The organism is Microcystis sp. LE18-22.4A (assembly GCF_027531105.1).
GTDB classification, from domain to species: Bacteria; Cyanobacteriota; Cyanobacteriia; order Cyanobacteriales; family Microcystaceae; genus Microcystis; species Microcystis aeruginosa.
In genome coordinates this window covers 1-14,001 of record NZ_JAPZRB010000392.1, presented here as the reverse complement: position 1 = coordinate 14,001, position 14,001 = coordinate 1, and the positions used below count along the sequence as shown (strand labels likewise).

Sequence of the window (14,001 nt, the reverse complement as noted above, 5' to 3'; positions counted from 1 at the left end):
GATAGAGAGTTTTCCTACTAATTAGCCTGATTATAGCAGTTATCTTTGCCAAAACAAATGCTAAAAGCTGGTCTGCAAAAAGCTAATAGCTAAAATAACTGACAACCGATCGAGTCTAAACATCTCCCCCATGTCAGGGCGCTATAGCTGACAATGAGTCGCTATAATAGAGTTCGCCGATCGCTAACTTCTCCCTCGGTAAAATCTCTATGACTGGAAGACTGAACAAGCTACAACAAGATTTAAAGAACATAGAAACGGAAGTGGCAAATTTAGCCGAAAGAATGCGAGAAAAATACCGAATTTATCTTGATTTACTCGGTGAATCTCTCTATAAACAGGCGATCGGGGCAGTGTATTATATCTGTACCCGTTACTATGGGGGGGAATTTCTGGCCCTCTCCCACAGCAATCGTCAGAAACTACAAGAGGAGATCAAAGCTCTAGGACAAGAGGCTAAAGCCAGTTTACAGCAATTGGGCGAGCAGAGCTTCGAGCGAGGGGCATTTTCAGGGGCAGGATTCTCTAAAAGTGCAGCAGAGACAGTTAACACCCCAGATTTCTGGAAACTTTTTCTAGACAAACGGGAAAATCTAGCCGCAACTGGAGAGATTAATAACCCCGATATTTTACTTTATTGTTGTCGAGTGCTGGAAAAAAACTGTGTCGAGATTCTCAATCATCTCTCTAAACAAATTAATCAGCAACTACAAAAAGCTTATATTCTTCCCCCTCATCTACCCAGTCAAATTATCGATATGGCAATTCAAGCGGGAGAAGAAGGACAATCCCTAGGTGGAGGAAATAATATGTTAAACATTCTAGTGGAAGCTAAAAACCCTGAACCAGAGGAAGAAAAAGATGAAGATGAAGATGATGGGGATGAGCATGATTTTTCAAGTGGCAAAGTCACTAAAGTAACGGCGATTCATCTACGAATGGCTGAACTGGAATTTGCTGATACGCGCTTGAGTGTGGAAAGAAATCAAATTCGCTCCCTTTGGGAACAATTAAATCGTCTAGGGGAACAATATCATCGTATTCGCAAAGAATATACTATCGCTCAAGCGGAAGCGGCATGGCGCAGTAGTTGGTACGATTAATCAGTTATGATCAAACAGGGGTATCAGGGAAGCATAATACTGGGAAATTTGGAATCAAGAGGCAATTATGAAAGGGGAAATACCCGACTGGGTGAGATTACAAAAAGCCTTATCTGTAGAAGCGGAAAAAGGTTATCCCGATCTTCAGGGAAATCAATACCGTTTTAGCGAGTTTTTCTGTCTTAGTTTCGGGGATAATCCTCCCGTGGGAATTTCCACCAGTGAGAGAAATCGCTGGCGAGAATTAGCCCAAAAATTTGCCCAATATTCCCAGTTTAATCCCAGACAAAGACAACAATTAGTCACCGAAACTCGCAATTTTTTACAACAATTACGGCAAACTTTAGAAGCAACCCCCACCCCAAAAGAACCAGCTGTGGCGAAAATTATTAATACCACTCCCATCACGGCAAAGGCTATTTCTCCACGGCAAGTTACCCTCGAACAACCCTTGAAATATCTAGCGGAAGTGGGAGAGAGAAAAGCTGGTCTTTTAGAAAAATTAAACCTCCACAAAGTTGAAGATTTATTATATTATTATCCCCGGGATCATATTGATTACAGTCGTCAAGTCAATATCGCTAATTTAACCGAGGGGGAAACGGTAACTTTAGTGGGGAATGTCAAGCGCTGTAATTGTTTTACTAGCCCCAAAAATACCAAGTTAGCTATCTTTGAATTGCTCTTACAGGATCGCACTGGACAGATAAAATTAAACCGTTTTTATGCGGGAACTCGCTATACTAATCGTGCTTGGCAAGAAGGACAAAAAAAACTCTATCTGGTGGGTTCGGTGGTGGCGGTTAGTGGTTTAGTCAAAGCGGGTAAATATGGGTTAACTTTAGAAAATCCTGAATTTGAATTATTAGACAGTTCTGGGGCAAGTATTGAGTCCTTAAAAATCGGGCGTATTCTGCCGGTTTATCCCCTCACCGATGGAGTACCCGCCGACCTAATTAGAAAGGCTGTAGTCGCCGCTTTTGGGGCAGTAGAGGCGATAAAAGATCCCTTGCCTTTCGGTCTAAGAAAACAATACGGATTAATCGATTTAAAAACGGCAATTACTAACATTCATTTCCCTAATAATGCCGAGATTCTAAGTCAAGCGCGACGGCGATTAGTCTTTGATGAATTCTTCTTTTTACAATTGGGTTTTCTGCGGCGGCGGCAACAGTATCGTCAGACACAGAAAAGTGCTGTTTTTAGTGCTAAGGGTCAACTAATTGATCGATTTAATCAGATAATTCCCTTTCAATTAACTAATGCTCAAAAACGAGTTATTGAAGAAATTTTAGAGGATTTAGATTCTAGCACCCCGATGAATCGTCTTGTGCAGGGGGATGTGGGTTCTGGCAAAACAATTGTCGGAGTTTATGCTATTTTAGCGGCCCTACAATCCGGTTATCAAGCGGCATTAATGGCTCCCACGGAAGTTTTAGCAGAACAACATTATCGTAAGTTAGTTAGCTGGTTTAATCTCTTACATTTACCCGTAGAATTATTAACTGGTTCCACAAAAACTGCTAAACGGCGAGAAATTCACGCCCAATTAGAGACAGGAGAATTACCACTTTTAGTGGGAACTCATGCCCTAATTCAAGATGCAGTTAATTTCCGCAAATTAGGTTTAGTTGTTATTGATGAACAGCATCGCTTTGGGGTACAACAAAGGGCAAGATTATTAAGCAAAGGAGAGTCTCCCCACGTTTTAACCATGACAGCAACACCGATTCCCCGTACTTTAGCTTTAACCCTGCATGGGGATTTGGATGTGAGTCAAATTGACGAATTACCCCCCGGCAGACAACCGATTCAAACCAGCGCTTTAAATGGGAATCAAAGAAGGGCTGCCTATGATTTAATTCGGCGTGAAATTGCCCAAGGCAGACAAGCTTATGTGATTTTTCCCTTGATTGAAGAATCGGAAAAATTAGATGTTAGGGCTGCGGTGGAAGAATATCAAAATTTATCAGAAAAGATTTTTCCCAATTTTAATATCGGTTTACTCCATGGTCGCATGAGTTCCGCCGAAAAAGAGGAAATCTTAACAGCTTTTCGCGATAATATTCTGCAAATTATTGTCTCAACTACGGTTATCGAAGTGGGGGTGGATGTTCCCAATGCCACGGTGATGTTAATTGAAAATGCCGAACGTTTTGGCCTTTCACAATTGCATCAATTACGGGGGCGCGTGGGCAGAGGTTCCCATCAATCCTATTGTTTACTTTTAAGTGGCAGTAATAGTGCTAATTCCCGTCAAAGATTGACGGTTTTGGAACAATCCCAAGACGGCTTTTTTATCTCGGAAATGGATATGCGATTTCGCGGTCCGGGGGAAGTTTTAGGACAACGACAATCGGGTTTACCAGATTTTGCCCTCGCTAGTTTAGTCGAGGATCAAGAGGTGTTAGTTTTGGCAAGAGATGCCGCCGAAAAAATTATGTTAGATGATCCCCATTTAATCACTTTGCCCAATTTAAAACAAGCCTTAGAAGCTAAATATCAACGGATGTTGGGAGCGGATATTTTAACTTGATTTAGATGTTCAGTAATCAGTAATACTAAATCCAGTTATTAAAAACTGATTATTTATTCTCCGTTTTGCATGAGTGCCTCTCCTGATATGTAGCCTATACTCAAGGGATTTAGTATTACTTCAGATCTGATTACTCAATCCAAGCTTTTGGGGGGTTCTACCCCCCAAACCTCCCGTTGGGGGGTAGAACCCCCCAAACCCCGGAGCGCATTAGTTTTTCGGTGGGATGCTTACACGCGGCTGCTGACACATCTGTAATAATTTAGGAGTCACTGATAATTGCTGATTGTCGGTATTTCTACAAATGTGAGATGCACCCAATCAGTAATCAGTAAACAGTAATCAATAATCAGCGAAAAGACAGCAGCAAACTGGCATTTGATGAGGCTCACTTAATACATACTGCTCACTCAAAACTCAAAACTCAAAACTTAAAACTTAAAACTCAAATCTGATAACTGATAACTGATAACTGATAACTGATAACTGATAACTGATTCAATTAACCAAATTTAATCATTTCTCGCCCTGCCATCACGGGTAATTCCCCTTTTAAAATCGGAATCAATGTCTCGCGAATTCTGTCCGCATCGGGGGGACAACCCGGCATAAAAATATCGATGGGAATGACTTGATGGACGGGCAGCACTTGATCTAATAATTCGGGAACGATACCGGGTTCTTCTGGTAGTTGAGGGGTGTTATCTCCTAACTCTAAATAAGCCCTTTTTAGCACGGGATCAGCAGTTCCCAACATATTCCGCATAGCGGGAACGTTAGCAGTCACAGCGCAATCACCAAAAGAAACGACGGTTTTGGTATTTTGACGGACTAGATGAATTAGTTCTAAATTATCCTGATTAGCGATCGCTCCTTCCACTAAACAGACATCGACATTTTCGGGATAGGTTTTCAGATCGCAGCCGACGGGACTATACACCACGTCAACTTTTTCGGCTAATTCTAACAGCCATTCATCCAAATCGAGGAAGGACATATGGCATCCCGAACAACCGGCTAACCAGACAGTAGCGAAGCGAATTTTACTCATAATTTTAATTTCTTGGTTGGTATTGTTGGCTGAGTTGCAATTTGGTCAAAAGGATCAAACGAAAAGAAATACTCTTTTAAGCTATTTTTGCCTCCAGGATAAACTCTTGCATTTTTTCCTCAAAGAAAGGAGCTATATCTAGATTTTTCCAGTCTTTAAGTAGCTCAAAAATAATCGCCTCCGATGCAAAATTTCCCGTATAGGAAATAAAAGAAAAAGGACGTTTGCCGAAATTGAGCAAACAGCTTAAAATCGTGCAATGGTCTTTTACTCCAAAACCAAGAGAACAGGTTTTATCTCGATCTTTTACTCGCCAATTATCAGCACTTTTGGCATAAATATCTAGGGCAACCAAAGCGGAATCCACCTCTCTAGAATATTTAATTAAGAGCGAATACAAAACCCTAGGCTCTTGACTGACATTAGACAAAATTTCAATTACCCGACAAGGAATACTAGAAAATTGCGCCGTCAAATTGGAGAGAGACTGACACATTTCTAGGGCTTGTAGAAATTGCGATTCGGGTGATGTGGTCATAATTATCTCGTTTGCTGAATTGAATCAGACCAAGGATATTGTTTTTGTGCCAGTAAATGCGCTTGTTGCTGCGAAAAGCCTCGATTAATCACTAAGTCAGATTCGTAGATTTCATGATTGAGAAACATCCGATCAAGATTATTCCCTTGAGCGCCAGCGAGTCTTCACCAAGCTGCTACCATTAAACCTTCGGGAAAAAATTGATATCGAGACACTTCCGATCCAAAAGCATAATCCTTGGCGCGTCGGATATCGATTTCCGAGATTTCGTATTGGGCAGCAATCCCTAGGATATCTTGATTATTACCCATAATCTGATCATAGTCCTCCCTTACCTTGGCGGTTAATTTTTGCTCGTAGATATCTAAATGCGCCCATCGATCACTATCACCCTCCATTGATTACTTTAACGCGTCCATTGGTGTTGAGTCCTAGCATTAACTAAAAATTCCAACTTCGATCGATCTTCCTCTTTTTCAGAAACGGCGGAACCCTTGCGGAATATCGCCCCGGTTGGACAAGCGGCAACACATTTGCCGCAGGAAGTACAGGCGGAAACGCTGCCCCAAGGCTGATCCATTCCCGCAATAATTTTATCTTTTTCGCCGCGATAAGCCAGATCCCAAACGTGCGCCCCTTCAATTTCATCACAGACTCGCACACAACGGGTACAGAGAACACAACGATTATGATCGATACCGAAAAGAGGATGGGAAATATCCACTTCTCGCTTGGGAAAACGGTAGGGAAAACGACTATGATCCATACCCACTTCGATGGCTAAATCTTGCAATTCACAGTTACCATTAGCCACACAAACCGCACAAACGTGATTGCCTTCAGCGAATAATAATTCCACTGTCATGCGGCGATATTCTTTCAGTTTTGGGGTATCGGTGTGAACCACCATTCCTTCCGCCACTTCCGTTACACAGGCAGGTAATAATTTATTAATACCTTCAATTTCTACCAAACATAAGCGACAGGCAGCCACTTCGGAAACCCCATCGAGATGACAGAGGGCAGGAATTTTTATTCCTACCTGACTAGCGGCTGCGAGAACTCGCGAACCCGCTTCGATCGCTACATCTTTACCATCAATGCTTAAAGTGATTACGGACATAAAAATTATTCTCCTTGAGGATAATATCCCTCTCCTTCCCATAGGCCACAATTTGTGGCCTATGGTGGGATTTTTACAGAAAGTTTTAACCTAGACAATCGGCTAAGTCTTTTGCGGGGGTGGTAATCGGCTGCAGGTGATAGGTATCGGAGAGGAATTTGAGGACGTTGGGGGAGATAAATGCCGGTAAAGTTGGTCCCAGACGGATATTTTGCATACCTAGATGTAGCAGGGTGAGCAGTACAGCGATCGCTTTTTGTTCGTACCAAGAGATAATTAGGGAGAGGGGAATCTCATTGACACTAACGTTAAAAGCGTTGGCTAATCCTAGGGCGATTTTGATGGCACTATAGGCATCGTTACATTGTCCCAAGTCCATTAGCCGGGGTAATCCTTCGATACTACCTAATTGTTTGTCGAAAAAGCGGAATTTTCCACAGGCAAGGGTTAAAACGATGCAATCTTCGGGGACTTGTTCCACAAATTCGGTGTAGTAATTGCGATCGGGTTTTGCCCCATCGCAGCCCCCAACCAGAAAGAAGTGACGGATTTTACCCTGTTTAAGGGCATCAACCACCGTATCAGCGACACTGAGAACGGTATTGTGGGCAAATCCCACCATTACCTGCCGAGGTTCGCTTATTTCAGTAAATCCGGGCAATGACTGCGCTTTAGCAATCACGGGACTAAAATCGATCGCACCGTCCACTGTTTCTAAGCGGTTAATATGGGCATAACCCACAGGTCCGAGGGTAAAGAGTTTACTTTCATAGTTTTCGTGGGGGGGCATGAGACAATTAGTAGTTAAAACTATTGCCCCCGGAAACTTAGCAAATTCTTTAGTTTGATTTTGCCAGGCGGTGCCATAATGACCGTAGAGATGGGGATATTTTTCTTTGAGTTTTGGATAACCGTGGGCGGGTAATAATTCTCCGTGGGTATAGACTGTTATCCCAGTATTGACAGTTTGTGCCAGTAAAGCCGCTAATTGTTTAATATCATGGCCGGAGACTAAAATGGCTTTGCCTAGACGCGGATTTAAGGGAACATTTGTCGGTATGGGATGACCGTAGGTTTCGGTATGACCTTGATCTAATAATTCCATGGCTCGCAGGTTTGCTGCCCCAACTTTTAGACAGATTGCCACCCAATCATTCAGGTTTAAATCACTGCGATCAATTGCCACTAAAGTCTCTTGGATAACCTGATAAACTGAGTCATCCTCTTGACCTAATTCCTGAGCGTGGAAAGTATAGGAAGCAAGACCTTTAACTCCGTAGATAGCGGTTAACTTTAGGGAAAAAATATCGAGGTCTTGTACTTTTTCAATTAGTTCTAAGGATACTTCTTGACCTTGGCTGACTAGGCTCTCATTAAAATTAGGCTGATAGTTAGCAAGTGCAGACCAGTCCACCGATCCCAATTGTGCTTTTAAATTTTCCCGAATCTCTAAACAACGCTGAATATAATCGGTAAAACGTCTTTGATCGAAGTTCACATTGGTCATGGTGGCGAAAAGCGACTCGCAGGTAAAAATATCGGCTTCGCGAGTAGATATTGCCGCTTCTTTGGCTTTTAAAACCACCGATGCTAATCCCCGCAGACAATAAACTAATAAGTCTTGAACGGCGTTGACTTCGGGACTTTTTCCACAGGCTCCCCACTGATGACAACCATTACCACTAGCGGTTTGTTCGCATTGTTCACAAAACATAATGTTTCTCTCTTTTTTTCAGTAGATTGACAGATTGTTGCGATTTTTTTCTACTAAATTTAATTCTGCTTTTTTGAAAGTTAGTTATCGGCCCTCACCCAGCAAGAATTATGGATTTTACGACTGGAAAGCTTGTCTTGACAGCCTCTACTCTCTGAACTATGTTTTTATTCTCTCACTTTTTTTGCCGGTTGGGTTCTGATTTTAGATTTCCTCAAGAATTACCGATTAAACAATTATTTAGTTGTCTTATTAAATTAAGTATTTTTGGTGATTTTTATGATATAATGAGCGAGATTTTCGATTTTTAGCTGGGTATTTGCCAGTGTCATAGCAATCGGTCTCCTGATTAGGATAGAAAGTTGGAACTTAAGAGTTATTATCGCCTAACTGTGATGATGGGATTGCTTTCGACATAGATAGTTATCTCTTTTTTTATTTACTTAACTTAACCGATTATCTCGCCGAATCTACTCAAAATCTTTATCTGTTTTTGCCAGATACTGATATTTGACATCAAGACTGATGAACGATTTATTTTATTAGTGGTATTCCGAGATCTTTGCAGATTTTATTAGCGAGAATATCCCTAATTTCCGTATGTCTTGGAATCGCAGATCTTTTATTTAATTGGGGGTTAAACCACCAAGAATGGCTAGGACTTGCTGAAAAAGTATGGGCGAAGCATTCGGATAGAAAATCTACGGTTTCACCGATAGGTTATTGTCCGAATGCTTCGCCCCTACAGGACGCAGGCCGATGAAGACGCAAGGTTTTGAACGACGATTCTCTCAAAATCTTGCACCTGTGAGAGCAAAACAGAACCCTAAAACTCTTACCTCGTCTATATTTAACATTTATTCAGCAAGCCCTATCTACCAATCTATCTGAACAGGATATTTTGCTAATATTGAATCATGGCTAATCAGTCTAGCATTTTCAAGATTAGCTTGAGCAACTAACAAGCGGTCAAATGGATCTTTATGGATGTTAGGTAAAGTATTTAAAGCTAAAACATGGCTGACTGTAATTGATAAAAGGCCAATTTGGTTAGTTTCCTGCTGAGTATTAATCATTTCTGCTAAAGGTATCTTGAGTGATAGTTTACCTAGTTGTAGTTTGATTTGCATTTCCCAAATACTTGTAATACTAAGTAATAGCGTATTACTAGGATCTCTACACAGTTCTAAAGCTCTTTGAGAGAGTTTTTCTGGTTCGCTATCCCACCAAATAAATGTATGGGTATCTAAAAGAAATTTCATGATTCACCTGTCCAAAATTCTTCAGGAAGTGGCTCATCAAAATCTTCGCTAGTCCTAATTTTTCCAGCGTGTAGTCCTGGTTGTCGTAACTTAGGAGAAGGAGTTTCAGACGTTGTTTTTTCAGTATCTCCCCAAGGAATTAGACGAGCTACAGGCTTGTTTCCTTCGGTTATAATAATTTCAGTATCTACCTTTATTAAGGCAAGTAGTTCTTGTAAAGTTAACTGTACTTGATTGAGATCAATAGTTTTTTTTGACATGAATAATTTTCTCTCTTTATTTACTTCACAAAATAAAACAGGATTCAGTGATAACTGCCTCACAAGTTAATAAAGGTTTGGCAACTTTTTCCCATTGCTGAATTGACCAATTGTGATAATTATCACTCCGGTATGTCTTGGAATCGCAGATCTTTTATTTAATTGGGGGTTAAACCACCAAGAATGGCTAGGACTTGCTGAAAAAGTACGGGCGAAGCATTCGGGCAATAACTTATCGCTGAAACCGTAGATTTCCTATCCGAATGCTTCGCCCCTACAGGACGTGATCGATAAACTGTTTGCGTTTCATACAACAATTTTCTCTTCTTGGTAGTTTCCCTTAGTAGCGGCAATTGCTTCCTGTTTATTCAATTCTAATGCTTCGCTAAGAGTAATTTTTAGGCTTTCTAATAACTGATCACGAGATGCTTCTTGACAGTTAACTCCCGGAATTTCTTCTATCCAACCAATCCACCAATCTCCGTCTGGCTGAATGATAGCTGTGTAGGTGTTAGTCATAGAATATCTCCTTAGCTAAAATACAAATATATATTATTATACTCGATTTAGGAAACTCTGAAACCGCTCATCTCCCCGAATCTGCTCAAAATCTTTATCTGTTTTTGCCATATCCTGATATTCGGTATGGAGGTTGTTAGTCAGGAATTATTGCATCAATCATTTCTCTCCGATTCTTGCGATAAATATAGAAATCGTTATCTAAAGTCAACACAGAACTGCTTTCAATTAATTCAGTCATCCTCACCAAACAAGCATCAGCAAAAGACATGGGAACGGATTGATAACGCTGTCTTAATTCTCGGATGACTTTGACTTCATCATTTAGGCTAAAATCTATTTTAATTGTTCCCCGTTCAATTAAAGACATTATTGCATCTTCACTCCCATAAACATCTTGTAAAATAAAACAGGATTCAGTGATAACTGCCTCACAAGTTAATAAAGGTTTGGCAACTTTTTCCCATTGCTGAATTGACCAATTGTGATAATTATCACTCCGGTCGAGAACGGCGACTAAGACCCCCGTATCTAGAATTACTCTTTTAAGCATATTAGACTAGATGCTTCTTTTTAAATTCCTTCTTTTTTAGGGATAAATCTCCTTTACCACTGTCTAAACACCCCACTAAGTCTCCGGCTGATTCTAAAGCAGAAATTTCTCTTTCTCCCTCATGAATTGCTGTCTTATCTGCTTTAAGTTGCAAAAATTCAATAAACTCTATTACTTGTTGTTGTTGTTGTGGGTTGAGGGTTTGCAGTTTTTCTAAAATGGTTTGTTGGTGGGTGTTTGCCAGTGTCATAGCAATTGTTCTCCTGATTAGGATCGAAAGTTGTGACTTAAGAGTTATTATACCCTAATTCTGATGATAGGATTGCTTTCAACATAGATAGTTATCTCTTTTTTTATTTACTTAACTTAGCAATGATTGAAACCGCTCATCTCCCCGAATCTGCTCAAAATCTTTATCTGTTTTCGCCATATCCTGATATTCGACATCAAGATTGATGGCGCGTTGTAAGTTTTCGATAGCTAATTCCACATTGTTTTGTAAGCCATAACAGCAAGCTTTATTGTAGTAAGCATTAGCATAATTTGAATTAATTTTAATAGCTTGATCCCAGGATGCGATCGCTTCTTCTAATCTGCCTAAATTACCTAACGCAACCCCTCGGTTAGTCCAAGCTTCATGCTTATCGGGTTTAACTTCTAAAGCTTGATCGTAGGATGCGATCGCTTGTTCAAATCTGCCTAAATTACCTAACGCAACCCCTCGGTTGTTCCAAGCTTCATGGTCATCGGGTTTAATTTCTAAAGCTTGATCGTAAGAGGCGATCGCGTCTTCAAATCTGCCTAAATCATCTAACGCACTCCCTCGGTTGTCCCAAGCTTGATGGTAATCGGGTTTAAATTCTAAAGCTCGATCGTAGGATGCGATCGCTTGTTCAAATCTGCCTAAATGACCTAACGCAATCCCTCGGTTGTACCAAGCTCCATGGTAATCGGGTTTAAATTCTAAAGCTCGATCGTAGGATGCGATCGCTTCTTCAAATCTGCCTAAATTACCTAACGCAAACCCTCGGTTGTACCAAGCTTCATGGTCATCGGGTTTAATTTCTAAAGCTTTGTCGTAAGAGGCGATCGCTTCTGCAAATCTGCCTAAATCAGCTAACGCAACCCCTCGGTAGTTCCAAGCATCATGGTCATCGGGTTTAATTTCTAAAGCTTTGTCGTAAGATGCGATCGCTTCTGCAAATCTGCCTAAATCAGCTAACGCAACCCCTCGGTTGTACCAAGCTTGATGGTCATCGGGTTTAATTTCTAAAGCTCGATCCCAGGATGCGATCGCTTGTTCGTATTCTTTTCCCATTTGATGAATTAAGCCTTTTTTATGCCACAATTCAGATGCTTGAACAGGATCGAGAGATGGGGAATCGCTTAAATAGGCTTTAATTTCGGCTAACTTTTCCTGTCGTTGTTGGGGAGTAAATTGCTTATAGGTATCGAGATCGCCGTCTAAATAAACCAGTCTTCTAATTTCTCTTTCCAATATGTCCTTATCCGTCGGAAATTCATAAACTCCCGAATACCAATCAAAAAAATCCGACGCACGACGAATAAAATACCGCAAGGCAAATTCCGGCAATAAGAATACTAAAGTAAAGGGAAATTGCCGCTCAAATCGCTCACGGGATAGGTTTAAATAGCCTAAAATCTTAGGAACTCCGGCCCAGGTTCCCCCATAAACTGGACTTTGACTCGACAAGAAATAGCCTTCACTTTCCGCTTCTTCGTAGCGCAGTAGTGCATTTTCTAAACCGCGCACAAAAAGAATGTTTAGATTGGTATAATTTGGTAGATCGACAATTTTCTCATACAAATTATCGGTTTCTGAATCAAGTTGCAGGACTTGAATATTTTTATTAGGTAAATCTTGACTGACTCTCCGAATAATCTCATCAGCTTGCACGGGAGAACAGCGAACAAAGAGTAAATTAAAGCCATTTTTTCGTCTGAGCGATCGCAGTAATGATTGATAGGATTCTGCTGCTGTTAGGGGTTGCTCTTCTCGCAATCCTTCAAAATCCGATTCCTGAGAGTTAGTTAAGGGTTTTACTTTTGGGTTTGTCATTATTATACTCCTCCCGGTGTGGGTTGGCTGAGGATTGCGTCTTTAAACTCCTTAATTTCGGTAATTAAAGGATGCACATCATACCAACTTTTCAACTCTGCATCTGCATCAAAATAAGCATATTGTAAAATACAACGATTGAATAATAATTTACGATGAGCTTCATCATTTTGAATTTCGTTGGTACGATATACCTTAGCCAGAATTTTCCACTGCTCGTGTTCTACTGTTCTCTGATAGACATCTCTAGCTTGAGTTATTGCTCTTTGAGCAGCTTTTGCGGTAATAGGTAAAGCATCCACATGATCTAAAGCGGTTTGCATTAATAAAATTAGGTTTCGTACATGACCTCCAGTCATTAAACATAATCGCTCTAGAACTTCTTGACTTTCAAAAATATCTGTTTCTAGCTTTTTCGTCGGTAAAAATTGCTGCGTTCTTTTCTCAATAATAGCCTTAATTTTTGCCATACCATCAGGATTAATAGTACGATCAAGATTGCGGATCATAATCATCGGTAAAACCATCGGGTCATTATCATAAATATCCCGTAGATCATTGGCCCGATTAGAATAGGCCATTGAAATAGGTATAGTATAAATCAAATGACAATTTAACCCCTTTAATTGATTAGCTCGATCTAAAAAAATCTCATCATGATTCGTTTTATGATCTCGCCGATTTATCGGTACGATGCGATCTAAGTTATCAACAATTACCACTAATTTTGTTGAATCATCTAAGACAGTTTTGCTATTATCAATAAACTCATTTAGTGCTGTTAACAGGGTAACAGTATGAGGATTGATTTTATTTCTTATTTCTTGTCTTTGACTGGGAATTGCCCGAATCGCCGCAGACAATTTACCAAAATATTTAATCAAGTCTCCCGTTTCTAATTTGACATCTTCCACTTTAATCTCTGTTAAAGCTAAATCAATTAAATCCTGCCAACGAGATTTTATCCAGTTTTTTAAGGGGGTTGAATTAGCCTGTTTTAGTTGTTCTAACAAATGGCGCGTACAGGCAATGAGAATATCTGTATATTGAGCATCTTCTGGATCGATATCGTCTTCATCTGCCGCAAAATAAACAACAAAACAATTTTTTTGCTCTAGATATTTTTGGCTCTTCGGGAATTGTTATGCAAATAATTAACTTAAAATAAAATTCGATGAGAGCGCCTACGCTCAAAAGTAGCTGAAATCCATACAGGGAAGGACTTAAGGCACAAACAGGTTAATACCAAAAGATAGACAATT

16 protein-coding genes are annotated in these 14,001 nt (G+C 40.3%); 2 read left to right on the top strand and 14 right to left on the bottom strand.

Features of this window, described 5'->3' with window-relative positions:
* Positions 1-209 precede the first annotated feature (209 nt).
* Both O9295_RS17300 and recG read left to right on the top strand, forming a co-directional pair.
* A complete protein-coding gene (locus tag O9295_RS17300) occupies positions 210-1,103 on the top strand; it encodes a hypothetical protein (RefSeq protein ID WP_288034113.1) in 894 nt (297 codons plus the stop codon).
* Between the two features lie 67 nt (positions 1,104-1,170).
* A complete protein-coding gene (gene recG, locus O9295_RS17295; RefSeq protein ID WP_002760542.1) occupies positions 1,171-3,639 on the top strand; it encodes an ATP-dependent DNA helicase RecG in 2,469 nt (822 codons plus the stop codon).
* Positions 3,640-4,141: 502 nt separating this feature from the next.
* Here the strand turns inward: recG and O9295_RS17290 are convergent.
* From O9295_RS17290 to O9295_RS17230, 14 genes are all read right to left on the bottom strand, one after another.
* Positions 4,142-4,690, bottom strand: coding sequence for an NADH-quinone oxidoreductase subunit B family protein (locus tag O9295_RS17290; protein ID WP_002740992.1), 549 nt, complete (start codon positions 4,688-4,690; stop codon positions 4,142-4,144).
* A gap of 76 nt (positions 4,691-4,766) precedes the next feature.
* Entirely contained in the window at positions 4,767-5,228 is a 462-nt protein-coding gene (locus tag O9295_RS17285) for a hypothetical protein (protein WP_288034112.1), read from the bottom strand.
* A 2-nt stretch (positions 5,229-5,230) separates the two neighbouring features.
* Positions 5,231-5,356: a hypothetical protein gene (locus O9295_RS17280; protein WP_002796470.1), complete on the bottom strand. Its 126-nt coding sequence runs from the start codon at positions 5,354-5,356 to the stop codon at positions 5,231-5,233.
* A 36-nt stretch (positions 5,357-5,392) separates the two neighbouring features.
* Complete coding sequence (locus tag O9295_RS17275) at positions 5,393-5,626, bottom strand: hypothetical protein (RefSeq protein WP_002796471.1); 234 nt, start codon at positions 5,624-5,626, stop codon at positions 5,393-5,395.
* Between the two features lie 8 nt (positions 5,627-5,634).
* Entirely contained in the window at positions 5,635-6,351 is a 717-nt protein-coding gene (gene hoxU / locus O9295_RS17270; protein ID WP_002760545.1) for a bidirectional hydrogenase complex protein HoxU, read from the bottom strand.
* Positions 6,352-6,436: 85 nt separating this feature from the next.
* Positions 6,437-8,065, bottom strand: coding sequence for a hydroxylamine reductase (hcp, locus tag O9295_RS17265; protein WP_288034110.1), 1,629 nt, complete (start codon positions 8,063-8,065; stop codon positions 6,437-6,439).
* A gap of 875 nt (positions 8,066-8,940) precedes the next feature.
* On the bottom strand, positions 8,941-9,327 hold the full coding sequence (locus O9295_RS17260) for a type II toxin-antitoxin system VapC family toxin (protein WP_002734288.1): 387 nt from the start codon (positions 9,325-9,327) through the stop codon (positions 8,941-8,943).
* The gene (locus O9295_RS17255; protein WP_008203789.1) at positions 9,324-9,587 is read right to left on the bottom strand and encodes a type II toxin-antitoxin system Phd/YefM family antitoxin; all 264 of its coding nucleotides are present in this window, start codon (positions 9,585-9,587) and stop codon (positions 9,324-9,326) included. The genes O9295_RS17260 and O9295_RS17255 overlap by 4 nt, the downstream gene beginning before the upstream one ends.
* A 306-nt stretch (positions 9,588-9,893) precedes the next feature.
* Complete coding sequence (locus tag O9295_RS17250; protein WP_110545028.1) at positions 9,894-10,106, bottom strand: type II toxin-antitoxin system HicB family antitoxin; 213 nt, start codon at positions 10,104-10,106, stop codon at positions 9,894-9,896.
* A gap of 36 nt (positions 10,107-10,142) precedes the next feature.
* Entirely contained in the window at positions 10,143-10,250 is a 108-nt protein-coding gene (locus O9295_RS27925) for a TPR end-of-group domain-containing protein (protein ID WP_502846514.1), read from the bottom strand.
* Positions 10,243-10,659, bottom strand: coding sequence for a type II toxin-antitoxin system VapC family toxin (locus O9295_RS17245; RefSeq protein ID WP_288034108.1), 417 nt, complete (start codon positions 10,657-10,659; stop codon positions 10,243-10,245). Before O9295_RS17245 ends, O9295_RS27925 begins: the two co-directional genes overlap by 8 nt.
* A 1-nt stretch (position 10,660) precedes the next feature.
* The gene (locus O9295_RS17240; RefSeq protein ID WP_288034106.1) at positions 10,661-10,909 is read right to left on the bottom strand and encodes a hypothetical protein; all 249 of its coding nucleotides are present in this window, start codon (positions 10,907-10,909) and stop codon (positions 10,661-10,663) included.
* A gap of 111 nt (positions 10,910-11,020) precedes the next feature.
* Positions 11,021-12,739 carry a tetratricopeptide repeat protein gene (locus tag O9295_RS17235; protein ID WP_288034103.1) on the bottom strand — a complete coding sequence of 573 codons (1,719 nt, stop codon included), beginning with the start codon at positions 12,737-12,739 and terminating at the stop codon, positions 11,021-11,023.
* A 2-nt stretch (positions 12,740-12,741) separates the two neighbouring features.
* Positions 12,742-13,752: an ATP-binding protein gene (locus O9295_RS17230; protein WP_288034101.1), complete on the bottom strand. Its 1,011-nt coding sequence runs from the start codon at positions 13,750-13,752 to the stop codon at positions 12,742-12,744.
* Between the last annotated feature and the right edge of the window lie 249 nt (positions 13,753-14,001).

Bases quoted from the DNA above. Each gene is read 5' to 3' on its own strand.
- O9295_RS17300 (WP_288034113.1), top strand. From the start codon at position 210: ATGACTGGAAGACTGAACAAGCTACAACAAGATTTAAAGAACATAGAA.
- recG (WP_002760542.1), top strand. From the start codon at position 1,171: ATGAAAGGGGAAATACCCGACTGGGTGAGATTACAAAAAGCCTTATCT.
- O9295_RS17290 (WP_002740992.1), bottom strand. From the start codon at position 4,690: ATGAGTAAAATTCGCTTCGCTACTGTCTGGTTAGCCGGTTGTTCGGGA.
- O9295_RS17285 (WP_288034112.1), bottom strand. From the start codon at position 5,228: ATGACCACATCACCCGAATCGCAATTTCTACAAGCCCTAGAAATGTGT.
- O9295_RS17280 (WP_002796470.1), bottom strand. From the start codon at position 5,356: ATGTTTCTCAATCATGAAATCTACGAATCTGACTTAGTGATTAATCGA.
- O9295_RS17275 (WP_002796471.1), bottom strand. From the start codon at position 5,626: ATGGAGGGTGATAGTGATCGATGGGCGCATTTAGATATCTACGAGCAA.
- hoxU (WP_002760545.1), bottom strand. From the start codon at position 6,351: ATGTCCGTAATCACTTTAAGCATTGATGGTAAAGATGTAGCGATCGAA.
- hcp (WP_288034110.1), bottom strand. From the start codon at position 8,065: ATGTTTTGTGAACAATGCGAACAAACCGCTAGTGGTAATGGTTGTCAT.
- O9295_RS17260 (WP_002734288.1), bottom strand. From the start codon at position 9,327: ATGAAATTTCTTTTAGATACCCATACATTTATTTGGTGGGATAGCGAA.
- O9295_RS17255 (WP_008203789.1), bottom strand. From the start codon at position 9,587: ATGTCAAAAAAAACTATTGATCTCAATCAAGTACAGTTAACTTTACAA.
- O9295_RS17250 (WP_110545028.1), bottom strand. From the start codon at position 10,106: ATGACTAACACCTACACAGCTATCATTCAGCCAGACGGAGATTGGTGG.
- O9295_RS17245 (WP_288034108.1), bottom strand. From the start codon at position 10,659: ATGCTTAAAAGAGTAATTCTAGATACGGGGGTCTTAGTCGCCGTTCTC.
- O9295_RS17240 (WP_288034106.1), bottom strand. From the start codon at position 10,909: ATGACACTGGCAAACACCCACCAACAAACCATTTTAGAAAAACTGCAA.
- O9295_RS17235 (WP_288034103.1), bottom strand. From the start codon at position 12,739: ATGACAAACCCAAAAGTAAAACCCTTAACTAACTCTCAGGAATCGGAT.